Annotated in this window: 18 protein-coding genes and 1 pseudogene; 10 read left to right on the forward strand and 9 right to left on the reverse strand. The window is 62.1% G+C overall.

Features of this window, described 5'->3' with window-relative positions; genetic code table 11:
- Positions 1-22: 22 nt before the first annotated feature.
- Positions 23-973 (reverse strand): LysR family transcriptional regulator, encoded by a 951-nt coding sequence (locus FXN63_RS02095; RefSeq protein ID WP_148812384.1) that lies wholly within the window; start codon positions 971-973, stop codon positions 23-25.
- Between the two features lie 129 nt (positions 974-1,102).
- On the opposite strand from FXN63_RS02095, the gene tam reads away from it, so the two are divergent.
- On the forward strand, positions 1,103-1,864 hold the full coding sequence (gene tam / locus FXN63_RS02100) for a trans-aconitate 2-methyltransferase (protein WP_148818833.1): 762 nt from the start codon (positions 1,103-1,105) through the stop codon (positions 1,862-1,864).
- Between the two features lie 342 nt (positions 1,865-2,206).
- Here the strand turns inward: tam and FXN63_RS02105 are convergent, their stop codons facing one another.
- The 5 genes and pseudogenes from FXN63_RS02105 to FXN63_RS02125 form a co-directional block, all read right to left on the reverse strand.
- Positions 2,207-2,761: an NYN domain-containing protein gene (locus tag FXN63_RS02105; protein WP_148812386.1), complete on the reverse strand. Its 555-nt coding sequence runs from the start codon at positions 2,759-2,761 to the stop codon at positions 2,207-2,209.
- A gap of 1,305 nt (positions 2,762-4,066) precedes the next feature.
- A pseudogene (locus tag FXN63_RS27365) lies at positions 4,067-4,895 on the reverse strand (NYN domain-containing protein); the annotation flags it as partial.
- A gap of 62 nt (positions 4,896-4,957) precedes the next feature.
- Positions 4,958-5,884: a hypothetical protein gene (locus FXN63_RS02115; RefSeq protein WP_148812388.1), complete on the reverse strand. Its 927-nt coding sequence runs from the start codon at positions 5,882-5,884 to the stop codon at positions 4,958-4,960.
- 400 nt (positions 5,885-6,284) lie between these two features.
- Positions 6,285-6,614, reverse strand: a complete 330-nt coding sequence (locus tag FXN63_RS02120; protein WP_148812390.1) for a DHCW motif cupin fold protein — start codon at positions 6,612-6,614, stop codon at positions 6,285-6,287.
- Between the two features lie 204 nt (positions 6,615-6,818).
- Entirely contained in the window at positions 6,819-7,457 is a 639-nt protein-coding gene (locus tag FXN63_RS02125) for a glutathione S-transferase family protein (protein WP_148812391.1), read from the reverse strand.
- Positions 7,458-7,829: 372 nt separating this feature from the next.
- On the opposite strand from FXN63_RS02125, the gene FXN63_RS02130 reads away from it, so the two are divergent.
- Entirely contained in the window at positions 7,830-8,051 is a 222-nt protein-coding gene (locus tag FXN63_RS02130) for a hypothetical protein (RefSeq protein ID WP_148812394.1), read from the forward strand.
- 5 nt (positions 8,052-8,056) lie between these two features.
- Here FXN63_RS02130 and FXN63_RS02135 read toward each other — a convergent pair whose 3' ends face one another.
- Positions 8,057-8,590, reverse strand: coding sequence for a hypothetical protein (locus FXN63_RS02135; protein WP_148812396.1), 534 nt, complete (start codon positions 8,588-8,590; stop codon positions 8,057-8,059).
- 273 nt (positions 8,591-8,863) lie between these two features.
- Between FXN63_RS02135 and FXN63_RS02140 the strand changes: the two genes are divergently transcribed.
- From FXN63_RS02140 to FXN63_RS02170, 7 genes are all read left to right on the forward strand, one after another.
- Positions 8,864-9,493 (forward strand): helix-turn-helix transcriptional regulator, encoded by a 630-nt coding sequence (locus tag FXN63_RS02140; RefSeq protein ID WP_148812398.1) that lies wholly within the window; start codon positions 8,864-8,866, stop codon positions 9,491-9,493.
- On the forward strand, positions 9,483-10,454 hold the full coding sequence (locus tag FXN63_RS02145) for an ornithine cyclodeaminase family protein (protein WP_148812400.1): 972 nt from the start codon (positions 9,483-9,485) through the stop codon (positions 10,452-10,454). The genes FXN63_RS02140 and FXN63_RS02145 overlap by 11 nt, the downstream gene beginning before the upstream one ends.
- Positions 10,455-10,473: 19 nt before the next feature.
- On the forward strand, positions 10,474-11,442 hold the full coding sequence (locus tag FXN63_RS02150; RefSeq protein ID WP_148812402.1) for a threo-3-hydroxy-L-aspartate ammonia-lyase: 969 nt from the start codon (positions 10,474-10,476) through the stop codon (positions 11,440-11,442).
- 189 nt (positions 11,443-11,631) lie between these two features.
- Positions 11,632-12,333 (forward strand): response regulator transcription factor, encoded by a 702-nt coding sequence (locus FXN63_RS02155; protein ID WP_281290856.1) that lies wholly within the window; start codon positions 11,632-11,634, stop codon positions 12,331-12,333.
- Positions 12,334-12,472: 139 nt separating this feature from the next.
- A complete protein-coding gene (locus FXN63_RS02160) occupies positions 12,473-12,859 on the forward strand; it encodes a response regulator transcription factor (protein WP_148812406.1) in 387 nt (128 codons plus the stop codon).
- A 35-nt stretch (positions 12,860-12,894) separates the two neighbouring features.
- Positions 12,895-18,006, forward strand: coding sequence for an AAA family ATPase (locus tag FXN63_RS02165; protein ID WP_148812408.1), 5,112 nt, complete (start codon positions 12,895-12,897; stop codon positions 18,004-18,006).
- Positions 18,003-19,508 carry an ATP-binding response regulator gene (locus FXN63_RS02170; RefSeq protein WP_148812410.1) on the forward strand — a complete coding sequence of 502 codons (1,506 nt, stop codon included), beginning with the start codon at positions 18,003-18,005 and terminating at the stop codon, positions 19,506-19,508. The genes FXN63_RS02165 and FXN63_RS02170 overlap by 4 nt, the downstream gene beginning before the upstream one ends.
- 26 nt (positions 19,509-19,534) lie before the next feature.
- Here the strand turns inward: FXN63_RS02170 and FXN63_RS02175 are convergent, their stop codons facing one another.
- Entirely contained in the window at positions 19,535-20,512 is a 978-nt protein-coding gene (locus FXN63_RS02175) for an oxidoreductase (protein WP_148812412.1), read from the reverse strand.
- A 315-nt stretch (positions 20,513-20,827) separates the two neighbouring features.
- Here FXN63_RS02175 and FXN63_RS02180 point away from each other — a divergent pair, with 315 nt between their 5' ends.
- A complete protein-coding gene (locus tag FXN63_RS02180; protein ID WP_148812414.1) occupies positions 20,828-21,691 on the forward strand; it encodes a response regulator transcription factor in 864 nt (287 codons plus the stop codon).
- On the opposite strand, the gene FXN63_RS02185 is transcribed toward FXN63_RS02180, so the two are convergent.
- Entirely contained in the window at positions 21,627-24,638 is a 3,012-nt protein-coding gene (locus tag FXN63_RS02185; protein ID WP_187395071.1) for an ATP-binding protein, read from the reverse strand. The genes FXN63_RS02180 and FXN63_RS02185 overlap by 65 nt on opposite strands.
- Between the last annotated feature and the right edge of the window lie 184 nt (positions 24,639-24,822).

Below are 24,822 nucleotides of genomic sequence, written 5' to 3' on the forward strand. Positions count from 1 at the left end.
CTGTGTTCGCATAAGCCGACTGCTAATCGGCCATCTGTTTGTCATCTCGGGTTGCCTGCTTCACCACCGTGTCTATAAAACGCGCCAAAATCGGCGAACGGTCCGTTATTCTGCTCGCTAGGTATAGCGGTGCAAGCAATCCAGGGCACCCGCTCAGCGTTCTATAAACCACACCATCACCACGCAACCTGGCCATCGAAGCCGGTACGATTGAAATTCCCAAACCTGCCGCGACCAAGCTCATCGTTGCAGTCATGCGTGGTGCTTCTTGCGCTACGGTTGGACTGAAACCAGCTGCTTTGCAGGCAGCCAGCAGTGCATCGTACAAACCGGGGCCGGCAGGCCGTCGGTACAGCACAAAAGCTTCGCTGGCCAACGAAGACAATGGCACTGGTGAACCTGATGCTTGCGCCATCGGGTGATCGGTTGCAAGCGCTACCACCATCGGTTCGCGCAGAATGGTGTCGACGCGCAGGCCCGGCGTATTGATCAGATTGGTCAGGTTGGTCGTGTGTGCCAGCTGTGAACGCACAAACGCTGCATCCAGGCGTTCGTGCATCAACGCGTCCACCAGTTCTGCGGTGCCTGCCTCGTCCAACACAACCGATACGCCTGGCACGCTTTGGCGGAATGTGCGGATCACGCTGGGTACGAAAGGATTGAGTGCCGACGAACTGGTGAATCCCAATGCCAGTTTTCCTTGTTCGCCACGTGCGGCTCGGCTGACGACATCGTTGATGCCTGCCGCGCGCTGCAATACGGCACGCGCTTCAGCCAATAAAGCGGTGCCTGCGGCAGTGGGACGAACGCCTTTTGGGAAGCGTTCCATCAGTGGCACGCCCAGATCACGTTCTAGTCCATGCAATAAGCGCGTAAGTGGCGGCTGCTGCATGCCCAGCCGCGCGGCGGCTCGTGTGATGTGGCCTTCTTCTGCGATGACCACAAAAGCGCGCAGTTGCCGAAGCTCGATCACGGAATACCTGCAAGGTATGGGAAAGTGCTTATTTTGGCATTTGAAGTCATGCTGTGACAGGCTTACGCTTGTGGCTTGGGAGTTCTTCTTCTGAACTTTTCACCAACCACCTTCTTCAAGGAAGACGCTGTGACCTGGTCTGCCAAGCAATATTCGGCCTTTGAGAACGAACGTACTCGTCCCGTACGGGATCTGGTGGCGGCGCTACCTTCGCAAGATGTGCGTGTTGCCGTCGATCTGGGTTGTGGTCCGGGGAATTCCACCGAGGTATTGGCGGCCCGCTTTCCTGATGCGACGGTCACCGGGCTGGACAGCTCGGAAGATATGGTCGCGGCGGCGCGCAAGCGCTTGCCTGCGCTGAACTTTGACGTGGCCGACATCGGCACCTGGGCACCGTCGCAGCAATACGATGTGATTCTGGCGAACGCGTCGCTGCAGTGGCTGCCTGACCATGCAACGCTGTATCCGCAGTTGCTTGGCAAGTTGGCCAAGGGCGGCCATCTGGCGATTCAGACACCGGACAATCTTGAAGAGCCTGCGCACCGCTTAGCGCGCGAGACCGCGGCAAATGGGCCGTGGGCCGGCAAGATCGGCGGCATCAAGCACCCACCTCGCCACAGTGCGAGCTTCTACTATGAATTGCTGCGCGAACACGGCAGCCATGTGGACGTGTGGCGAACCACGTATATGCACCCGCTGGCAGGGGCTGCTGCCGTGGTGGAGTGGTTCAAGGGATCGGCGCTGTTGCCTTATCTGGCGCAGCTGGATGCCGATGAGAGCAAGGCTTTCCTGGCCAGCTATCAGGCGGCAATTGCCGATGCCTACCCGGCGCTGAAAGACGGCACCGTGTTGTTGCCGTTCCCCCGGCTCTTCATCGTCGCACGTCGCTGAGGGCTAGATTTACAGGCACCCGCTTTCCTGCAGCAAACAGTGGCACGGCGTTACAGCGGTCCCTGATTTGTCTTCGTCGTGCGGTCCTGAAGATCAAGCGGGTAAGCGACTGTCTCGCTGCGTTAAGCAATAGCACCGCGTGGCCTTTGGTCTTCATCGTATGCGTCGTTGAGGACCAAACCAGGGTGCGTCGTCCGCTTGGATGGGCAGCCACGACGCAATCGCTGCGCGCGAATAAGTGGTGGAAAAGCGCACGCTCCGCTCGGCGTAGCGCCTGACCCATCAGCACTTAACACATTGGCACTTACCGCACTGGCACTTAGTTCGCCAGCGCCCAACCCATCAACGCTGAAACTCACCCTTGTCGATTGCCGGCGTCATGTCGTCCAGCCACAGTACGCGGTCGGAATAGGACTGCAGGTCGGTCGACAGCGTGGTGGTCGCGCCGTTGAGCCAGAACTGTTTGTGCAGGTCAGACTTGATGTACGAGATGGCATCTTCGAAGTCGCCATCACCGGCTGACAGGATCAGCCGGTCGTACACGTTCTGTACGGCCAGCTTGATGATCAGCGTGGCAATGCCCACGTCTACGCCTTTTTGCACCGGCCGGTCGAACTGGTGGCTACAGGCGGGGCACTTGTTGTGCAGGTCTTTCAACTTGTACAACTGCACTCGCATCTTCGGCCCCTTGGGGGCGGCCGATTTGATCCACGAATGGAACGAGTTCTGCGCGTCGTTGAGCGGCTCGGAGATCGAGTTGAGGTAATAGGCCTCGTGGATCGGCTCGCCGTTGGCGCGTTCGAGTTCGTTCTTGAGTTTCAGGTAGTCGATGCCGCCGGGGCGGCTCTTGCCGTAGTTGAATAGGTAGGCGGCGTCGGCAATCCAGACTGTTTTCATGGGTACTTCCTGTTGTTCATCCCGCGTCCGGTGCGGACGTGGTTTTGCGCGGGCGACGGCTGCGTGCCGGGGTCTTGCGTGCTGCGGGTTTGGCGTCGGTGGCCGCCTCACTGCTGGTTTCTTTGTCCGCTGACTTTTCCTGGTCAGCAGATTTCTTGCTCGGGGCTGCAACCGGCGCGTCGACGGCGGCGGGCTTGTCGACGGCAGTGGCGGCACTGATGTTCTCTGCGCCTGCTTCAGCCGGGTCTGCTGCGCGCCGACGGCGGGGCGCGCGCGTGACGGTGGCTGCTTTCTTGGTGGTGGGTGCCTGTGCCGATTCAGGCAACAAGAAGGCGTTGCCGATGAAGGGTTTGGCAGCCGGAGGCGTGGCAACGGGTGCCGCTGCTGCGTTCGTCGCAGATGCGGCAGGTGCTTCGTTGGCGTTTGATGCAGGTGCTATTGCTGCCTTGTCGACCGGGGCTGCGTCGGTGCTGTTGGCAGTGCTGCTGTTTGCGCCGCGCCCACGATTGCGACCGGTTTCACGCGTGCGGCCGCGCGCAGGGCCACGAGATTCGCGGGTCGAGTTACGCGTAGCGCCCGACGCTGAATCTGCGCTTGAATCTTGCGTCGAGGTTTGCGTAGATACTTGTGCCAATGCTTGTGCCGCGCCATCCTGCGGTTCACGCACCGCGGCAGCCGATTCGGTCTTGGTATCGCGCAGTGCGCGCGGCGCATCTTCAAACGGATTTGCCTGCGGGCCTGTTGCTGACGATGCCGGCAGCTCATTCCATGCCGGCAGGGGGGATTCGTCTTGCGCGACGGGCCAGGCTTGATCGCCACTCTGACGGGCGTCGGCATTGTCTCGGTTGCGACGTCCGCCTCGGTTGCGGGCACCGCGTCCGGTCTTTTCGCCGGATCGTTTGTCTTCTCGTCGTCCGACCTGACGTTCTGCTGCGGATGCCGGTGCCGATGTTGAGGCATCGGTCACGTCGTCTGCTGCATCGTCATCTGAGTCGTTCTGGACGCTCATCCAGTTATCGACACCGCTGTTTTGCGAAAACGGTTGCTCAACGTCGGTCGGTGCGTGGTCATCACGCTGGTCTTGCGCAAACCCGCTGCGGTTTTCCGCGCCTGCCAGCGGCAGTGTTGCCTGCTCGCCCTGCACGGCGTCTGCCTGGTTGGCGGCATTGTCACGCAGGCGCGAGTTTCCATTGCGGCCACCGCGTTTGCGGGGTTCACGTCGGTTGTTGCTGGATGCGGGAGCATCTGTGTCCGTACCAGCAGTACGTTCCACGCGATCCACACCCGGTTCAACATCAATGGCGCTGCCGGTGCCTCGGTACACGTAGGTGCCTGATTTTTCATCGCGGCCGAATTCCAGCAGGCCGCGCGCTTGCGCTTCTTCCAGCAGGTTGCCGAAGGCGCGGAAGCCGTAATAGCTTTCGTTGAAATCGGGCTTGCGGCGCTTGATGGCTTCCTTCAGCACGGACGCCCACATCTTGCCGCCGTCGCCACGTTCCAGCACCAGCGCATCGAAGGTTTCGACCGCCAGTTCAATGGCCTTGCTGCGACGGCTGGCAATGTCTTCCTTGCGACGCTTTTCTTCTTCTGGCGAACGGTTGTTGGCCGGTTGCGATTCACGTGTGCCGGGATTGCGCTTGGCTGCCCGGCGCTGGTTCTCACGCACCAGGTCGTCGTAGAAGATGAATTCGTCGCAGTTGGCCACCAGCAGGTCGGACGTCGATTGCTTTACGCCGACCCCGATCACCTGCTTGTTGTTCTCACGCAGCTTGGACACTAGTGGCGAAAAGTCCGAATCACCGCTGATGATCACAAAGGTGTTCACGTGCGACTTGGTATAGCAAAGGTCGAGCGCATCCACGACCAGGCGGATGTCGGCCGAATTCTTGCCTGACTGACGCACGTGCGGAATTTCGATCAGCTCGAAATTGGCTTCGTGCATGGGCTTCTTGAAGCCCTTGTAGCGATCCCAGTCGCAGTAGGATTTTTTGATCACGATGCTGCCTTTCAGCAACAGGCGTTCCAGGATCGGCTTGATGTCGAACTGTTCGTAATTGGCGTCGCGCACACCGAGTGCAACGTTTTCGAAGTCGCAGAACACCGCCATGCTGACGTTGTCTTGGGATGAAGCCATATATCTATCCAAATGTAGAAAGCCAGCAGGCGCGCGCCGAATCTTCGGCGACAGCGGGCCTGCTAACGGTAGGTCTGTGCTGCCTGGGACCACTTCAGGCGTTGCGTGGTCCCTTCTATCCTGGACTTCAAGACCAGGTCGTAATAACCGTCGGTGGCGCGGTTGGATTGCACCACCAGAATTTTGGCGTCTTCATAGATGTCATGGTTGCGGGTCTGGTCCGGGTTCCAGTCGCCCGCAATGTCCTGGAACGCAGACATGGGTTCCGCCATCACCACCTTGAGCTTGTCGCCTTGAATGGCGAACAGGTAAAGCGCTTCGAACGACGCGCCGCCGCCTGCATAGCCTTCCGACCAGCTTGCACGCAGGCCGAAGGCATAGGTGTCTGCGCGGATCAGGTACGGAGCCAGATCAAAGCGCTGCCAGCGTTCAGGGGCGATCAAGCCCTTGGGGTCGTCTTCCGCGGCGACAGGAGAGGCGGGCAGGTCGCTGTTCAACCAACTGGTTTTGCGGTCTACCGGTCCGCTGGCCGCAATCAGGCGTGGCGGGCTGCCCTGCACCAGTTCTACCACACCGACATAAACCGCCGGTTGGGCACTGTCACGACCTTGGCGCGCACATTCCGGTTCGCGGGGGGCGGGCTCGTTTTCCGCTCGCGTGCAGACAATCACCACGTAGCTGTCCTTGCGACGCGGCCAGGGTTTGGCACCCACCAGCGATACCCGATGAAATTCCTGTTGGGGTACCAGCAAGTCCAGCAGCTCATTGCGATTCAGCCCGACAGGCAGCTTCACGCCCAGGCCGTCAGGCGCAGGTTTGCCCAGCATCTGCTCGTCCCAGGTGGCGCGGCCTTCAGGGGTCTTGATCAGTCCGGGCACCTTGTCCAGCGACTTGGCAGTGTCTTGGGCCAACACGGGCGCAGCCGGCATTAATGCCAGCAGGCACAGCAAAGCCAGGGTGTTTGGCAGTCGCAGAACGGAAGAAGACATTGGGGGCGCGCAGATCGTGGGTGGGGCAATGCAGGTGGGCTGATACGGGCGAAGCAGGTACGACTGAGGCTGACGATGACGGATCGATGTGGGTCGATGAAAAGGGGCTGCACAGGCAGCTCTACACCCTTCGGCTACCGGTTTGGCTCGAGAACTGCAGTTCAAACGGTGCAGTTCAAGCCAGTCGGTCGATGCGTATCTATCCAGCTACGTTGCGCTGCAGTTCGGCCTTTACGCCGGGTCTACACACGAGCTTACCGCGATGGCGGAAAAATAAAGGTATCGCTGCGTGTCAGACCGCCCTGGCCTTGTCGTGTCCGTGGGACAACGGATACGCCAAGGGGCATCAGGAATACGGCTGGAAAATTTACTGGCTACACCGCAGCAGGGAAGCCGCCATTCAATCGACAATGAACAGCGTTGCACCGATCTCGGTAGAGGACCGATGCGGCTCGGCGCCATCGGCTACCTGGTAGCTCATGCCCGGGGTCAGTACAAAGCGGCGACCGTCTTCCAGTTCGGTGTCGAGCTGGCCAGCCACACAGAACAAAATGTGGCCCTTGCTGCACCAGTGGTCCGCCAGATAGCCGGGGCTGTAATCCACCATCCGTACCCGGATATCCCCGAATTGGCGAGTGCGCCAGTGCGCCACGCCGGTTTCGCCCGCGTGCGGTACCCGCTCAAGCTGGGCCCAGTCGGTGGTGCCAAAGGGAATATCGGTCAAACGCATGGTGGCTCCTGAGAAAGGGGAGGAGCATACCTCGGGCCAATGCCTCGGCGAAGACCTGGTGAAGCGACGCAAGGTGGCGCTGCACCAGGGAATCGGTATTGCAAGGCAAGACCGCGACAACGAGAGCGCTGAAACGAGGCCAAGGAACCCGCATCACGCGCTGAAGCGGCTTGAGCGACGCAAGGTGGCGCTTCAAGTGCAAGATCAGGACAGCGTCTGGTCCAACACCCCGACAGCGGCCGGGCGCGTACGCATGGCTTCGTACCAGCGTTCCAGGTGCGGCCAGGTTGAGCGCGGTTGCGGCAGGTTGAACCAGCGATGCGCCTCGCAGGCGATGGGAATGTCGGCCATCGTGAAATGATCGCCAATCATGTATTCGTGCGTGGCCAGATGCGCGTCCAGCATGGCCAGCAGCGGTTCCGTCTCGGCAACCGATTGAGCGATGATTGCCGGATCGCGCTCGGCGGCCGGGGTGCGGATCAGTTGCAGGAAGGCCAGGCGACCGGCCTTGTTCAGCGAGGTCTGCTGCCAGTCCATCCATTTTTCTGCTTCAAAACGCGCGGGCAGGGCTTCCGGGTACAGCGGGGCTTGCAACCCTTGCTTCGGATACCGCGCGCACAGATAACGCACGATCACGTTCGACTCCCACAGCACCACCGCACCATCGTCGTCTTCCAGCATCGGGACCAGACCGTTGGGATTGCGGCGCAGATATTCCGCGTCTTGCGTATGGCCGAAGGTGCCACCCGCGTCGGTACGGGGCAGGTTCAGCCCAAGCTCTTGTGCGGTCCAGACAACCTTGCGTACGTTGATCGACGTAATCCGTCCCCAGAGATGGGTCATGCGTGCCTCCAATGGCGGTGGGAAGAAGCGATGCGTGCTGCGCGTTCCAGGCGTTGTGGGTGTAGAAGGATTTGCCCGGAACGTCTGGACTTTACCGGCCCGGATTGTGGGCTGCCAAGCGTTCTTTCCGGACGTTTTTGTTCTGCCGTGTGGCGCTGAAATGACGCTGGCACACCCGGTATTGCGCGATGTCTGTGTGTGGCAGGTATGTCGGCTTGCTGGTTGTGCGCATCGCGCATAATGGCGGCGCGGATGGCACGACCGTGCTTTCAGGCGTCGGCGCTTTTGCGCGGCGCGGGCATCGAATCAGCAATACGAATCGGCCACACGAATTCAGCGATAAGCATCAAAAAAACAAGCAAGGGAACGCGCATGACCTACGAAGAGTATCTGGACGAAGTCACGACGGTGATCTACGAAAACTACGACGTGACCGAGTCGGGCGCGGTCAAGTTCGTGGTGAAGGCGCAGGCGGCGGGGTTTTTCATTGCGCATGACGACAACGAATCGATGCGCACGCTTGAGCAGGCCGCGATCGACGCAGACACCATCATGGAACAGCGCGCGGCGGCCAAGGCGAACAAGCCGGCCTGAGTGCTCTAAAACCCTGCATCCAGCGCAACCTTGTCCAGCACAGGGATTCTGCTTTTGTCGCCATAGGGGTAGGTGACCACGCCGGTGACCCGGACGGACGTCTTGGGCGGGATGGTCTGATAGTCGTCCGAGATGAAGGTCGTGGTCTCATTGTCGATCAACTGGTCAAGCAGCATCAGGTTGCGCGGTTGAAGATCGAGTATGCGAAAGCGCGGCTTGGCGGCGTCTTTTCCAGCAATCGTGATGTTTGCCTTGGCCACCTGAGGGCTGCTGCAATCCTGCTGGGCGTGGATCTCGATGACCGCCACTTCACCTGGGCGGTACGCGGTCGCCGGGTTGCATATCAAGGGGTAGCCGACGACAGACACGCGTCGGTTCTCCAGACTGCGATCGGTGTTCAGGGCTTTCAACTGTTCAGGGTTGAGGGTCATGCCAGCCTCTGACGGCGGCTCGTTTTGTTGACCGCAGGCACTCAGGGTGCCCACGCTGAACAGCATCACAGCCGCTTTTTTCAGCAGCAGGGTTTTTTTCAACAGCATCAATGACGTCCAGACGGATCGGATCCTGCGTATCGAGGTACGTCAGGGAGTCCGTTTATTCATGGCGAGGCGTAGCCCGCTATCAGTTGCATCGGCGACGAGTCCGACCGCCGCCATACTCGCCGATCTGCCATATTTTCGTCTCATTCACTTGGATGAGTTGTGGCTGAGGAATAGCAAAGAGACGTAATTGCCAAGCGTGATTCAACGGGTGCTCACCGCAGGTCGATATCGATAATTGACCTTTAGTCTAAATCTGGACAAAATATCCAGATGACCACACGAACCGATACGCAGCGCGTGCTGCTTGACCAGCTCCTGCAGGTCGCCGAAGGCCTTGGCGCAACCTTCGCCCCTTTCTGCGAAGTCGCCGTGCACGACTTGCTGGATCCCAAGCACGCCATCCTGGCCATTCACAACAATCTGTCCGGACGTGAGGTTGGCAGCCCCGCCACCGAGCTGGGGCTGATGCGCATTCTTGACCCCGACTATGCGCAGGTGGTGGCCAATTATCCAAACCGGTTTGCCGATGGTCGTCAGGCCAAAAGCACCTCGATCGGCATCAAGGATGAAGACGGGCAATACATTGCCGCGCTGTGCATGAATGTCGATCTCAGCTTGTTCCACAGCCTGCAAAGCGCCATGGGCCAGTTCGTGGCGATGGATGCCAACGCGGTCCCGCGCGAATCGCTTGACCCGGCCGGTGCCGACGCCATCCGCGCGCGCATCGACCAGATCGCCGCGCGGCTGGCTACCACCCCGCGAGCCCTGAAGGCCGAAGATCGCCGGGCACTATTGAAAGAACTCAAGGAGGCAGGCTTGCTGGACGTTCGCAAATCCATGGAAACCGTCGCGGCCCATTTGGGCATTTCGCGTGCATCGGCGTACAGCTATGCCAAGTGATGCACGCTTGTTGATGGTGGACAAGGCGGCCGTCGAAGCCGTCTTGCAGCCCGATCAGGTCATGACCGCCGTGCGTGAAGCCTTTGTGCTGCACAGCAAACGCGAAGGGCGCGTGTTCCCGGTGGTACGTGAAGCGCTGTCCACGGGCGGCATCTTTGGCATCAAGTCTGGCGATGTGGCATCACAAGGCTTGCTTGGCTTCAAGGCGGCGGGGTTCTGGCCGTCCAACCGCCAGGTTGGCGGTGAGCCGCATCAGGCCACCATCATGCTGATCGACCCGGCCACCGGTCGGCCCACCTGCATCATCGACGGCAATGCCATCACCACCGTGCGCACTGGCGCAGCGGGCGCACTGGGCTTGCAGAATCTGGCGCGGCAAGACAGCACACGGGTGTGCGTCTTCGGTTCTGGTGTTCAGGCCAGCATCCAGCTGGAATTCGCGTTGCGCGTGTTGCCCGCGCTGTCGGAAGTCGGCTATGTGACACCGCAGCGTACTCGTGACGATGCGTTCGAAGCGCGCTTCCAGGATCGCTGCAAGCTTGTCTGCGCCACCGACCCGGATGCCGCCGTGGCGGCCAGCGATGTGGTCATCACCGCCACGCCAGGCGGCGGTGCCTTGTTCGATGCACAGGCCGTCAAGCCCGGCACACACCTGAACTGCGTGGGGGCCGATACCCGTGGCAAGCGCGAGTTGCCGCCAGGCTTGCTGGCGCGTGCACGCCTGTTTGTCGATGACCGGGAACAGGCCACGCAGATCGGCGAGACCCAGTGGGCACCGACCACGCATTGCGACGAGCTGGGCGACGTGTTCACCGGGCATATCACGGTGAATCGAAAACCCGACGACATCACGATTTTTGATATGACAGGGCTTGCGCTGCAGGACCTGACCGTCGCGCGCCTCATTCACGAGCGCGCATCCGCAACCGGCCTGGGCGCAAGCATTGCCTGGCCTTGGTAATCCACTTCAAGTCGACGTCATGAACACACGCACTGCTCCTACCTACGACGATGTTGTCGCCGCCGCCCAGCGCATCGAAGGCCATGCGCATCGCACGCCCGTACTGACCTCCCGCACCGTGAACGAAGCACTTGGTGCCGAGGTGTTCTTCAAGTGCGAAAACCTGCAACGCATGGGTGCCTTCAAATTCCGTGGCGGCTTCAATGCCTTGTCGAAGTTCGACGCCACGCAGCGCGAGCGCGGCGTGGTGGCATTCTCGTCAGGCAATCATGCGCAGGCCATTGCACTGTCGGCCAAGTTGCTGGGCATTCCTGCCACCATCGTGATGCCCGAAGATGCACCTGCCATGAAAATCGCTGCCACCAAGGGGTATGGCGGCAACGTGGTGACTTACGACCGCTACAAGGACGATCGCGAACAGATCGGCCGCACGCTGGCTGAAAAGCATGGCATGACCCTGATCCCGCCCTACGATCATCCTGACGTGATCGCCGGCCAGGGCACGGCTGCCAAGGAACTGTTCGATGAAGTGGGTGCGCTGGATGCGTTCTTTGCACCGCTGGGCGGTGGTGGACTGCTGAGCGGTTCTGCGCTGGCTGCGCGTGCGCTGTCGCCCGCCTGCAAGATCTACGGCGTCGAACCTGCTGCCGGCAATGACGGCCAGCAATCGTTTCGCAGTGGCAGCATCGTGCGCATCGACACGCCCAAGACCATTGCCGACGGTGCGCAGACGCAATATCTGGGCAACTACACCTTCGACATCATCCGCCGCGATGTGGACGATGTGCTGACTGCCACCGACGAAGAACTGGTGGAGTGCATGCGTTTCTTCGCTGCTCGCATGAAAATGATCGTCGAACCCACCGGCTGCCTGGGCTTTGCTGCGGCCAAGCAGATGAAGGCGCAATTGCAGGGCAAGCGCATTGGTGTGCTGATCAGCGGCGGCAACATCGACATCGCACGCTTTGCCGAGCTGATGGCGCAATAAGGCGGCAAGGTCGCTGTTCGTCATGCCCGATCCCAGGGCGCTGACGGGCAGCGTCCCGACAGGCAAATGCCCGGTCGGCCGGGTACAGGCGGCCGTGGGCAAGAACGCCGCGCCGCGCTGGGGCACAATAAGACTTATTCAAAGCGCTTCCCAGAGCCCTGTCTTGTCCATGTCTGTCCTTCACGCACCGTGACCACCGCGGCATCTCCCTTCGTATTTGTGGTGGATGACGACGACGCCATGCGTCGCGCAATCCTGACGCTGCTGCGGTCTGTGCAGCTGCCAGCACAAGGGTTTGCCTGTGCGGCCGATTTCCTGCTGGCATCGGAACCCGATGGCCCCGCCTGCCTGATTCTCGATGTGCGCCTTCCCCAGGCCAGTGGCCTGGACCTGCAGAAGCTGCTGTGCGATCGAGGCTGGGATCTGCCCATCATTTTTGTAACCGGCTATGGCACGATTCCCATGACGGTGACCGCCATGCGAGCCGGTGCGGTCGAGTTCCTGACCAAGCCATTCTCAGACGAGGAACTGCTCGAGGCCGTGCAGCGCGCCCTGGTGCTGGATGAGTCGCTGCGATCCAACCGTATCGAAGTGCGCGCGCTGGCGGCCCGTTACGCGACGCTGAGCGCGCGTGAACGGCAGGTCATGGACTACGTGGTGCGTGGCCTGTTGAACAAACAGGTGGCTGCAGAACTCGGCACCAGCGAAATCACCGTGAAAGTGCAGCGACGCAAGGTCATGGACAAGATGCAGGCCGGGTCGCTGGCCGAACTGGTACGCATGGCCGAACGTCTGAATCCGGGTGGTTTCAGTGTTGCTGCGTCATCGTCAGCCACGGGGCTGGCCGGCGATGCATCAAGCGATGATGCATCTGTCGACACCTCGGACTGATCCCGCCTGAGCCTCGCACCTATACCAAGGGTGAATAGGCGCGCGCGCCGGAATCGCCTAGCCTGACCAGTGGCCGTGAAGCAGCGGGACATTGGTGCAGGGCATTGAGGCGAGGCATTGACTTGGCAAGGGTGACGGCGTGATCTGCATCGTGGACGACGATGAATCGGTACGAACCGCCCTCGTTCGGCTGTTGAAATCGGTGGGCCTGGACAGTTGCAGTTTTGCGTCTGGCGAAGCCTTTCTCAGCGCCGATGTCGTGCGCGACACCGCATTGCTGATCATCGATGTGCGGATGAAAGGGGTCAGCGGGCTGGATGTGCAAACCGCACTGCTGCGCCAGGGTGTGCAGATCCCGACGGTGTTCGTCTCTGCCCATGCTGACGCCGTACTGCGCGATGCGGCGCTGGCCGCCGGCGCGATCGGGTTCCTGTCCAAACCGTTCAGTGCGGATGCCTTGCTTGCGTATGTGCTCGCGCACGTGTCGGCGTCTCCCGGTGGGGCGGTTTCCCCCAGGCCTGACTGACGGTCGCCTATCTATCCATCATCCCTGGAGATTCCGTGAGGTCCACCCCTGCGTCTGTTGCCCAGTCTGTTGCATCGGTGGATAACACCTCGTCCTTGCCTGTCCGGCCGCCGCTGTGGCTGGTGGAATTGCTTGGCGAAGAGAATCTGGCGGCTGCATGGACCGTGCTGCGGCGCGACGGCAGGCTGGCGGTACACCGCAGTACTGATCCGGGCAGCCACACCCTGCTGATAGCCAGCCCTGACGGGACATCGGCAAGCCCGACCGACATCAACCAGCTGGCGCACGAGGTCGAGCTTGCTCCGACGCTGGATGCTGCCTGGGCGGTCATGCCACTGGCGCTGTATCGTCGCCTGGATCGCGCCGCGCTGGTACTGCGGGACCCGGGCGGCGAGTTTCTGGAAGGCTTGCTCGACCAACCCTGGCCCGTGGGCGACTTTCTGGGTGCCGCGCGTGCCATTGCCCAATCGGTGTCCGCCATGCATGCCGCTGGCATTGTGCACACGGCCCTGAAACCGTCGAACCTGTTGGTGGACAGGCCGCGTGCCAGTGCGCGCGTCACCGGTTTCGGGCGGGCCGCGCGTATTGCGGACGGTCCGCTGACACCGTCGCCCGCAGAGCGGGTCGGAGACGATCTGCCCTACATGTCGCCGGAACAGACCGGACGGACCGGGCGCCTGGTGGACGTGCGCAGCGATCTGTATGCGCTGGGAATCATTTTTTATCGGATGCTGGCTGGCGAGCTGCCTTTCGCTGCCTTCGATCCGATGGCATGGGTGCATAGTCATCTTGCACGCCGTGCCGTGCCGCTCAGCGAATCGGGGCAGGTACCCGAGGCCGTGTCGGCGATTGTGATGAAGCTGCTGGCCAAGGCACCGGAAGAGCGCTATCAGACCGCTGCGGGCCTGGCCTTCGACTTGCAGCGTGCCTTGATGCAATGGGATGCCGCCAACAAGGTGGATGATTTTGCGCTGGGTGAGCGTGACGCCAGCCCACGCCTGAGCATTCCCGACCATCTGTACGGCCGCGAGGCTGAAGTGGCCCGGCTGGCGGCTGCGTTCGGGCATGTTGCCGATACCGGGGCGTGTTACCTGGTGCTGGTGTCTGGCCCTTCCGGCTCAGGAAAGTCTGCACTGGTCGGGGCCTTGCAGAAAAAGATCGATGCGGCCAGGGGGCGTTTCGCGGTCGGCAAGGTAGACCAATATCGTCGGGACGCCCCGTACGCAACTTTGTCGCAGGCACTTCAATCGCTGGTGCGCGGCGTGCTGACCCAGCCTGAAGCAGAGCTGGCGGCCTGCGCTGCGCAACTGCGGCTGGTGCTTGGGGCCAATGCCGCCTTGATGATCAATCTGGTGCCCGAGCTTGAGCACGTGATCGGCAGACAAGCCCCTGTGCCCGAGCTGCCGCCCACCGAGGCACAGGCACGGTTCCACCGGTTGCTGTGCGGCTTCCTGGGCGTGTTTGCCAAGGCGACGCATCCGCTGGTGCTGTTTCTGGACGACCTGCAATGGTTGGACAGCGCAACGCTGCACTTCCTTCGGCAGGTGCTGGTCGATGGGGAGCTGGCCCACCTGCTGCTGATCGGTGCCTATCGCGACAACGAAATCGCGCCTGCGCACCCATTGACGGCCACGCTGGACGATATTCGTCTGGCCACCCAGGCCAGGTTCGAAGAACTGCGCTTGCCGCCGCTTCAGCACGCCGATTTGCAGCAGTTGGTGGGCGACGCCCTGCTGTGTCCGCCCGGCCCGGCCGGGGAGCTGGCTGACATCTTGCAGCGAAGCAGCGAAGGCAATCCATTCTTTGCCATCCGGCTGCTGCGCGAGTTGGTGGAAGACCAGTCGATCACCTTCGATGCCGCGCGATCGGCCTGGGCTTGGGACGCCTCAGAGATCGCTGCGCGTTCGTATGACAACGATGTGCTTGGACTGGTGGGTGGTGCCCTGGCGCGCCTGAGCCCCGCGTCACAGGCGTTGGCGATCGACCTGGCCTGTCTGGGTGGCAAGCCGTCGCGCGCCATGTTGTCGGCAATCACCGCAGGGCAACAGGCACCGCTTGAGGAAACACTGTTGGCGCTGGTTTCAGCGGGCTTGCTTGCATGGAGCACGGACGGCGTGCATTTCGTCCATGACCGCATTCAGGAAGCCGCCCATGCCTTGATGCCGGCGGCTGACAGCGCATCCACTCATCTGCGTCTGGCGCGTGCTTTGTGTGCGCGGCCTGCGCCGCCGGGGCTGGCCAACCAATGGTTGTTCGATACGGTCAGTCAGTATCGCCGCGCCATACCGCTGGTGGTCGAGCTGGATGAGTGTCTGTCGCTTGCCGCGCTGAGCTTGCAGGCCGGGATGAACGCAAAGACCGCAGGGGCTTACGAGACCGCCGCCGGGTTCTTGTTGACCGGGCTTGCGGTCTTGCCGGCAGATGCCTGGGACACGCAATACGCGCTGGCGTTTCCGCTGAACTACCAGCTGGCCGAGTGCGAGTTTCAGGCGGGCGATCTGCAAGGTGCGGCCCAGCGTTTGCAGATACTTTCCGTGCGGGCCTCTGGCCAGATCGACCGGGCAACCGTTGCCTGGTTGCAGGTCACCTTGCACACCGCCATGGACCAGAGCGATCGGGCCATCGAGCTGTGTCTGGACTATCTCCGGCAGGTTGGCATTGCGTGGGATGCGCGCCCGACGCCTGCACAGGCCCGGGCGGAATACGACGCCTTGTTGCAGCGCCTGGGCCAGGCGTCGATCGAGTCGCTGGCCGACCGTCCACAGATCGCCGACCCCTTCCAACGCGCTACCTTGGACGTGTTGACCGCCGTGCTGCCGCCGGCTTTTTTCCGTAGTGAAAACTTGGTCTGCCTGGTGCTGTGCCGGATGGCAAACCTGAGTATGGAATTCGGCAACGGCGATGCGGCACCCTTGGCCTACGCTTACCTTGGCATGGTCGTAGGTTCGCAGTTTGGCGACTACAACGCGGCCTTCCGATTCGGCAGCCTGGGCTTGACGCTGGTCGAACGCAATCCGTCCAACCGGTATGCGGGTCGTGTGTTCCACACCTTTGGTGCCCACGTCATTCCGTGGTCGCGGGACATTCACACGGCCCCGCCTTTCTTGCGGCGTGCCTTCCAGGCGGCGACCACGATTGGCGACGTGACCTATGGTGGCTTCAGTTCCTGCACGCTGATCACCAGTCGGTTGGGTGGCGGGGATGCGTTGGACAGCGTGCAGTGGGAAGCCGAGACCCGGCTTGCGTTCGTGCGCAAGGCAAAGTTCGGCCTGATCGACGACATCATCACCTCGCAGCTTCGCCTGATCCGCAGCCTGCGGGGTACCTTGCCGGGCATGGTGTCGTTTGACGATGCCGAGTTCAGCGAGAGCGCATTCGAGATTCACCTGGCGGCCAATCCCAGCCTGGGCATTGCCGAGTGCTGGTACTGGATTCGCAAGATGCAGGCATGCCTGTTCGGCGGCGATTTCCAGGCCGCCCTGCGTGCAGCCTGCAAGGCCGATGCACTGATCTGGACATCGCCCGGCCACTTCGAATGGGCCGAATACCATTTCTTTGCTGCGCTCACGCGGGCGGCCTGCCACGATATCTGCGCGCCCGAAGACCGCGCCGACCTGCGTGCCATGCTGACCTCGCACCATGCGCAGTTGCAGGTGTGGGCTGGCACGTGTCCTGCGAATTTTGGCGGGCGTGCCGCGCTGGTAGGTGCAGAGATCGCCCGTATCGAGGGCTGGCATCGTGAAGCCATGCACGGGTTCGAAGTTGCCATTCAAGGCGCGATTGCAGGCCAGCGACACAACGACGAAGCACTGGCCAGCGAGGTTGCCGCGCGCTTTTACCGTGAGTCGGGCCTGGCTATCGTCGCCACGGCTTTGCTGCGCAAAGCCCGACGTGCCTATCTGCGCTGGGGAGCGATCGGCAAGGTGCATCAGCTTGATCGCCAGCACCCGGGGCTGGCGCAACGTGACGACGATATGGACTCGCTGTCGACGTCGACCAGCGCCGATCTCACCCATCTGGATCTGGATACCATCGTGAAAGCGTCCGAGGCCGTGGCGAGCCAGGCGGGTTTGCCGCAGCTGATCGACACCTTGATGGTGGCCGCGCTGGAACATGCGGGCGCGCAGCGCGGGCTGTTGATATTGCCGCAGGATGGCAGGTTGCGCATCGAGGCTGAGGCGAAGACACGCGTTGAAGGTGTCAAGACCCGCTTGCGTCAGGCGGCGGTCACGGCGGCCGATCTGCCGGAATCGATTCTGCATTTCGTGATTCGCACCCAGCAGATGGTGTTGCTTGATGATGCCGCGACATCCAATGATTTTTCGGGCGACCCGTATCTGTCGACGCGGCGGTGCCGGTCGGTGTTGTGCTTGCCGCTGATCAAGCAGGCTGAATTGATCGGCTTGCTGTACCTGGAAAACGAGTTGTCTGCAGGGGTCTTCACACCGTCACGGGTGGCGGTGCTGCGCTTGCTGGCATCGACTGCCGCTGTGTCGGTGCAGAACGCCACGCTGGAAGAAAAAGAGTCTCTGCTGAAAGAGGTGCACCACCGTGTGAAGAACAACCTGCAACTGATCAGCAGTCTGCTCAGCTTGCAGGCTTCCAGCGTGGCTGACCCGGCGGTTGCCGAGCTGTTTGCCGAAAGCCGCAACCGGGTGCGTTCGATGGCACTGGTGCACGAGAACCTGTATCGCGCAGGGAACTTCGCCCGGGTGCCGATGCTGGCGCATCTGCAAAGCCTGTGTGCGCAACTGGTGCGCGCCTATGGTATGCAGGCGCGCAGCGCGGAATTGATCGTGGAAGGCGACAACGTGCAGCTCGATCTGGACCGCGCGATCTCTTGCGGGCTGATTACCAACGAGCTGGTGTCCAACGCGATGAAACACGCGTTCCCACCCGAGCGTCGCAGCGGGCGTGTGGTGGTTGCCATGCGCCTGAATGACGGTGGGCGGCTGGCGCTGAGCGTGGCCGACGACGGCATTGGTCTGCCCGAGCACATCGACATCGCCAATGCGCCATCGCTGGGCTTGCAGCTTGTGCACGACCTGAGCATGCAGCTCGATGGTCGCCTGGTGGTTCGCCGCGAAGGCGGTACGTCCTTCACCATCACCTTCGATCTCGGCGATGCTGCGCCGAACGCATCATGACCCCCGCACGCATACTCGTGGTCGAAGACGACCGTATCGTCGCGCGCGACATCGCGCAGCAATTGGCGCGCATTGGCCACAGCGTGGTCGGCATGACGGCGGTCGGCACCGAGGCCATCGAGATTGCGCTGGATCAGCGCCCCGATCTGGTCTTGATGGACGTCCGCCTGGATGGCGCACTCGATGGCGTTGAGGCCGCATTGCGCATTCGCGAACAAGCGCGCATTCCCGTGGTGTATCTGACGGCCTATGCCGACGATGACACCATCACGCGCGCAAGCATGACCGAGCCTTTCGGTTATCTGCTCAAGCCATTCGACAATTCACAGCTGCGCACCGTGATTGAAATGGCGCTTTACAAGCACAACGCCGAGCGCCGCTTGCACGAAAGCGAACGTCGGTATGCGGCCACTTTGTCGAGCATTGGTGACGCCGTAATTGCCACCGACAATGAATCGCGTGTGACCTTCATGAACCCGGTGGCGGAAGCGCTCACCGGTTGGACTTTGCGAGACGCGGCGAGCCGTTTGGTCGGCGAGATCTTCGTGACCGACGACGCGCGCGGTGGGCCGGGGGACGCGCACCGCAACAGACACGTGTCGTGTGCCGATCTGGTGTCCGGGCAGGAAGCCCAGGCGTGGCTGGTGGCACGCAGCGGGCGCGAGATCCCCGTCGATGCGCGGGGTGCGCCGATCATTGGCGATCATGGTGATGTGGTGGGTTCAGTGCTAGTGTTTCGCGACATCAGCGAACGTCTGCGCAACCAGGAAGCCTTGCGCAACGCGCAGTCCGAACTGGCACGCGCATCGCGGCTGACGACCATGGGTGAACTGGCCGTGTCAATTGCGCACGAGATCAATCAGCCGCTGGGTGCGGTGGCGGTCAATGCCAGTGCGGGCCTGAATTTCATCAATCGCGACCCGCCTGACATTGCCGAGGTGCGGCAGGTATTGCACGAGGTGAAAGCGGATGCGCGGCGTGCGGCCGACGTCATTCGCAGCTTGCAGGCACTGGCACGCAAGGCTGCTCCCGAACCCACCCGCTTCCAGTTGGACGAGCTGGTCCACGAGGTGCTGGCCTTGAGCCGGGGCGAGTTGCAAAAGCACCGCATACAGGTGCGCACCCGCTTTGATCCGGCAAGCCTGCCGTGGTTTGCCGACCGGGTGCAGATTCAGCAGTTGCTGTTGAACCTGATCCTGAATGCCATCGATGCCATGAGCGTGATCGACGATCGTGCGCGAACCTTGAATATCGTGTCCGAGGCCACGGAAGATCAGCGCGTGGCGGTGATCGTGGAAGACAGCGGCATGGGGATCGCTGCGCAGACACAAGAAAAACTCTTCGACGCATTCTTCACCACCAAGGCAGAAGGCCTGGGCATGGGCCTGGCGATTTGCCGCAGCATTGTGGATGCGCATGGCGGGCGTTTGAGCGTCTCGGCAGCGCTGCCGCATGGGGCGGTGTTTCGTGTCGAATTGCCGGGGGCGGGGGAACTCGCATAGGCACGGAACGCGAGCGTGGAGCGGTTTCAGTGTCGCGGTATTTGCGGGTCTGCGTCGTGGCGGCGGACCAGATGATTGTCGGGGTCGAGCTCGTTGAGCGCTGAGTTTTTCATCAGGCGATCAAGCAGGTCCGGGTTGGCCAGGAAGGCGCGTCCGAATCCGATGGCATCTGCGTCGCCGTGCTCGACACGGGTCATGGCATCGGATCGGGTGAAGCCGCCCGAGACCAGCAGTTTGGTTGGACACGCGTCACGCAGCAGGTGGGATGCACGTTGGCAGGCGGCGTCACATTCATGGCTGCCTGCTGTGGGTGACAGGTCTGCAATGTGCACAAATGCGAGGGCATCGTGGTGCAAGTTGTGGGCGAGCGTCTGGTAAGCAGCAAGCCAGTTTCCCGCGTCTTCGTGCAGTGGCGGTGACAGGCACACACCGACGCGATCGGCCCCCCAGATATTCGCAAGCGTGCTGGTCAGAAAATTCAGAAATTGGCCGGCGTAGCGATGGCTGCTGTCGAGTCGCATCAGCCGCGCTGGCAAGGCCCCGTGTGCCGCGTGCAATTCGACACCGTCGAAACCTGCGTCGCCAGCATGCTCGGCGGCATTGCGATAGTCGATCAGCGCCGCTTCCAGCGCATCGTCATCCAGATCGGTTTCCGTGTGCGCCCTTGTTCCTGCCCAATGCGAGCTGTGGTCCAGTTGCGCCATGACAATGCCGCCGCGTGCGTGCACCGCATCTGTCACACGATGCCAGTGGTTGACTTGTTCAGCCGTGTGCAGGCCCGCTGCATGACGGCCCAGCGCGCGTGCCGATACCGCACAGGCTTCGCAGATGATCAGGCCCCCTTCGGTTGCACGATCACCGTAGTGCCGCACCATGCGGTCGGTGGGCACACCGGTGTCCGAAGCCTGGCTGCAATTCATGGCGGGCATGACCACGCGATGAGACAGGGTGAAGGCACCGAATGTCACAGGCGTGAACAGCTTTCCGGGTGATGCGCTTGTCATGCCGATGTCCACCCTTCGTGCGTCGATGCATGCGTCACCGCGCCCCGATCGGGCCGCAAGCGATGCCAGTGTATTGGTACCAGCTTGAGCCGTAGTGGCTGCACTGATGTGGTGCAGATCATGGCGGCACTCCGCATCGGGCGTCGAGAAAAAATATGCGAAATCCCCGCTGCGTGGACGTGGGCAGCGTTTCCCATCTTTTCACAAGTCATAACTGGCCCATCCACCTCGCTTGGCTGAGTATCGACGTGTCAGTCCGGGGTCATTCGCGCGCGTGCGCGCATTGGTCAATGCAACATCCAATGTGGGATAACTATGAAAGCAAACCTCGATCCAATCACCGTCCTCGTGGCGCATGCCGAGCCGTTCGTTGCGATTGGGGTGGCCGCCGTATTACGTGAGCAGGGCGGGCTGGACGTTGCCTTGTGCAAGGGCGCATGTCCGCTTGATGCGACTGACCAGCAGGTGTCTGGGCGAACCGCCGATGTGGTGGTGACCGACTACGACAGCGGCATGGCGCTGCTGGCCAGTCGGCGCGATGGTGCGAACACGGCAAATGGTCCGAGGGTGATGATGTTGACGCACAAAGCCCGCGAGCAAGACGTGCGCATCGCCCTGGAGGCTGGTGCACACGGTTACGTGCTGCTGGATTGCCCGGTGGAAGAAGTTGCCGACGGCATGCGAGCGCTGAAATGCGGCGTGCGTTATCTGTGCGCTGCGGCTGCGCGCAGCATGGCCGACAGCCTGACACGTGAAGCCCTGACGCCGCGTGAACTCGATGTGCTGGTCAGCCTGGCGCGCGGCAACTGCAACAAGCTGATCGCCACTGAACTGGACCTGGCGGTGGGCACCATCAAGATTCACTTGAAGGCGCTGATGGCAAAGATGTCGGCACGCAGCCGTACACAGGTGGTCACGACCGCGATGGCGCGTGGGTTGATTCCGGCATCTGGCCCGGCCACGGCAGAGGCACGCGCGGTATCTGCCGTAGATCGTGCACAGACCGAGCGTCGTGGGGTTGCTTATCTGCCCAGGCCGGTGCCCGCATCGACAGGCCGGATGACTGGCCAACCCATGGGTCAAGCAACCGGCAGCCAAGCCATCGAGGCTGCGGCTACGCCGCCGAGGCCTGCCCGCTATTTCGCCGCAACGTCTCGGCCAGTTGCGTGGCTGCGATAACGTCAGCGGTGTCGAAGCCCTCGGTCACCGCAGCCAGCGGGCCGGCAAGCGCCCGTTGCGCCTCAACATGCCGCCCGTCTTCATGCAGCAGCCGTGCCAGGCTGGTGCTGGTGCGCAAGATCCAGGCATGCGCACCCTGGTCACGTGCAATTTTCAGCGCCTGACGCAAGCTGGCTTCTGCCGCGCGGGTCTGGTCTGGTCGGGCCGCGCGCACACGGTCTGCAGACACCCGCATGACTTCCGCGACACACCACAGATTCATGCCGGTGCTGGTTCGGTGCAGCACCAGCGGAGAAAGATATCCTTCCGACAAGGTGGGCAGCATGTCCACCAGGCTGATCTGCAACTGGGTGTCGTCCACGTTCGTCAGACCCGTCGCACCCTCGCGGGCACGCAGCACCTGATCGTACAGCCGTGCCCAGGACGCCCAGAACATCAGGCCATTGCTCTCGGCGCATTTTTTCAGCATGTCGATGTAGCGACGCGCAGCAACCAGGTCACCGCGCCATAAGGACACCGGACAGGCGGCATAGGCAAGCGCATAGGTGAGCGACAGCGCATCGTCAAAGGTGGTGGCGGTATCGATGGCATCGCGCACCGCTGCCGCGGCCTGATCGGCATGTCCTTGCAGCCACAGAATTCTGGACAACTGCGTGAAGACGGCAGTGCGATGGTCGAATTGGAACGGGCTGCCATGCAACTGACGCACGACGATGCCCGCCGGCGTCAGCGCCTGACGCAAATGCTTCAAGGCGGGTGACAACTGCCCAAGCATTTGCAGGCACACCGCCTTGACCCGGTGGTAGGCCAGGCAATGACGTTCATCGTGGCTGGCACGCGCCACCGCGCCGAACGCTTCCACCGCATCGTGGGCAGCCGCATGATTGCCGCGATAGGTTTCCCAGGCAAAGACGCCCCAGTGCGCACGCAATTGGTAGTCCGAGTCGCCCAGCGATTGCGCGATGTCAATGCAACGCACCAGCGCAGCGCGTGACTGCGGCACGGCACCATGCATGGCAATGCTGGTCTGACCAAAGGCCAGCAGCAGACGCATTTCCAGCGAGGTTCCCGTGGCGGCAGCAGGCAGTTGCGCCATTACCTTTTCGACTGCGCCAAGATAGTGCTGCACGGCCCCGATCCCGAACCACAATGACGCGGAATCCGCCGTCAGCATGGCTTCGATCTGCGGGTCGCCGTCCGGGCCTGCGGACCAGGTCAGTGCGGCGCGCACGTCGTCAATCGAACGTGCATAACGCATGCGCCAATGGGCCGGCAGCAGCACGTCGAAATCTGCCGCTGCACGCAGCAGCCAGCGGTGGCACAGCAGCGCGTGGCGTCGGGATACTTCGTGAAGTTCGCCGCTGGCTGCAAGTGCGCGTGCTGCGTAGGCGCGGGTGGTTTCCAGCAACCGGTATTGCATCTCGCCGTCGTGTTTTTCTGCCGCAACCAGCGATTTGGCGATGAGGTTCATCAAGGCCATTTCGGACTCGTGCGTGGCCATGAGGGTCGATTCGGCGTTCAATCCGTCATCGACATCGATCGCAATGGCTGACGCCAGGACGAAGCGTTCGCGGAAGATCGCCAGACGACGCAGCAGGCGCTGTTCACTGGGCTGCAGCAGGGCATAGCTCCAGTCCAGCGTTGCCTGCAAGGTCTGATGGCGGGGCAGGGCAGTGCGCAGGCCCAGCGTCGGCAGCGGAAGGTGATTGTCCAGCGCGGCAGTCAGGCTGCTCAGGCTGAAGTTCTCGGCACGCGCGGCGACCAGTTCGATTGCCAGCGGAATGCCATCAAGACGTGTACACAGCCGCGCAATGCTGGCGACGTCTGCATCACCAAAGCGGACGCTGTCGCTGTTGGCCGTGGCGCGTTCCACGAAGAGTTCAAAAGCCGGGTAGCTCAGCGCCGTCTCGAACGAGGTTTGCGGGGTGACGACAGGAATGGCCAAGGATGCCAACCGTTGCACCCATTCGCCTTGTGCACGCAGCGGTTCGCGACTGGTGGCCAGTACGTGGATGCCTGGCGACTGGCCCAGCAGAAATTCCACCATGGCGGCCGCTGCCGCGATCACGTGCTCGCAGTTGTCCAGCACGATCAGCATGGATTTGGACGCGACCCAGTTGCCGATATCTTGCAGGCTGTCTGCCGTGTGCGTGCGCATGCCAAGTGCCGTGGCCACGGCTTCTGTCGCCCGCTCGGCGTCGGGCAGCGCCCCAAGGTCGACAAAAAACGCGCCGTCCTGGTAGGCCGGGGCCAGCCGTGCGGCGGCCACCAGCGCGGTGGTGGTCTTGCCCATGCCGCCCGGGCCGACCAGCGATACGAACCGCCGCGTCGGCAAGGTGCGGATCACCGCATCTACCGCTTCGTCGCGCCCAATGATGCGGGTCAGCACGGTGGGCAAGGTGCCAAGCGATGCGCGTACCGGCACGGCAGGACGCAGAATCTCTTCGTAGGCAGGCGCTGTCAATGACAGTTGCAGCCGGCGAACCGGTGTCACCAGGCTATAGCCTCGCTGCGACACGGTGGCGATATGGCGCACGCCCGTGCGGTGTTCGCCCAGGGCCTTGCGCAAGGCCGCCATCTGCACACGCAGCCCGCTTTCGTCGATCACCAGATCGCGCCAGACGGCGGTGATCAGCTCGTCTTTGCCAATGATGTCGCCGGCCCGCCGAACCAGGGCCAGCAACAGGTCGAACGCGCGTCCGCCCAGACGAACCGGGTTGTTGTCTTCTTCCAGCAGGCGCTGCGCAGGGATCAGCCGAAACGGGCCGAAGGCAAACACCGTATCTTCGGGCTCGATGTCTGTGTCGTGTGCAACGATCGGTGGGGCAGAACGGGTGTCGTTGGCGGCGTGTGTGCCAACGGGTGCAGCGTGGACGTGACCTGATGCCTCGCCCGCGCTGTGAGGCGGGTGTGGCTGACTGGTTGGCAGGGAGGCAGGTCGTTTCACGCTGGCGCGGTCTTCATTGTCTGGGGCAATGGGAGCGCATCGGCTTGAGGGCCGCACCAGGCGCGGCCAGAAAATCCGAGTAGCTGTCAGCCTGGAGTGTTGTCCGACAGGTGCCTGGGGTCAATTATCCGAAGGTATAGCAGTGGTGTGGCGCCCTGCCTGAGCGCGTAAGTTGACGCCGTTT

Origin of the sequence: Pigmentiphaga aceris, assembly GCF_008119665.1 — a bacterium.
In the GTDB taxonomy this organism is placed as follows: domain Bacteria; phylum Pseudomonadota; class Gammaproteobacteria; order Burkholderiales; family Burkholderiaceae_B; genus Pigmentiphaga; species Pigmentiphaga aceris.

Bases quoted from the DNA above. Each gene is read 5' to 3' on its own strand.
- FXN63_RS02115 (WP_148812388.1), bottom strand. From the start codon at position 5,884: ATGTCTTCTTCCGTTCTGCGACTGCCAAACACCCTGGCTTTGCTGTGC.
- FXN63_RS02105 (WP_148812386.1), bottom strand. From the start codon at position 2,761: ATGAAAACAGTCTGGATTGCCGACGCCGCCTACCTATTCAACTACGGC.
- FXN63_RS02145 (WP_148812400.1), top strand. From the start codon at position 9,483: ATGCCAAGTGATGCACGCTTGTTGATGGTGGACAAGGCGGCCGTCGAA.
- FXN63_RS02175 (WP_148812412.1), bottom strand. From the start codon at position 20,512: ATGACAAGCGCATCACCCGGAAAGCTGTTCACGCCTGTGACATTCGGT.
- FXN63_RS02125 (WP_148812391.1), bottom strand. From the start codon at position 7,457: ATGACCCATCTCTGGGGACGGATTACGTCGATCAACGTACGCAAGGTT.
- FXN63_RS02135 (WP_148812396.1), bottom strand. From the start codon at position 8,590: ATGCTGTTGAAAAAAACCCTGCTGCTGAAAAAAGCGGCTGTGATGCTG.
- FXN63_RS02170 (WP_148812410.1), top strand. From the start codon at position 18,003: ATGACCCCCGCACGCATACTCGTGGTCGAAGACGACCGTATCGTCGCG.
- FXN63_RS02120 (WP_148812390.1), bottom strand. From the start codon at position 6,614: ATGCGTTTGACCGATATTCCCTTTGGCACCACCGACTGGGCCCAGCTT.
- FXN63_RS02150 (WP_148812402.1), top strand. From the start codon at position 10,474: ATGAACACACGCACTGCTCCTACCTACGACGATGTTGTCGCCGCCGCC.
- FXN63_RS02140 (WP_148812398.1), top strand. From the start codon at position 8,864: ATGACCACACGAACCGATACGCAGCGCGTGCTGCTTGACCAGCTCCTG.
- FXN63_RS02180 (WP_148812414.1), top strand. From the start codon at position 20,828: ATGAAAGCAAACCTCGATCCAATCACCGTCCTCGTGGCGCATGCCGAG.
- FXN63_RS02130 (WP_148812394.1), top strand. From the start codon at position 7,830: ATGACCTACGAAGAGTATCTGGACGAAGTCACGACGGTGATCTACGAA.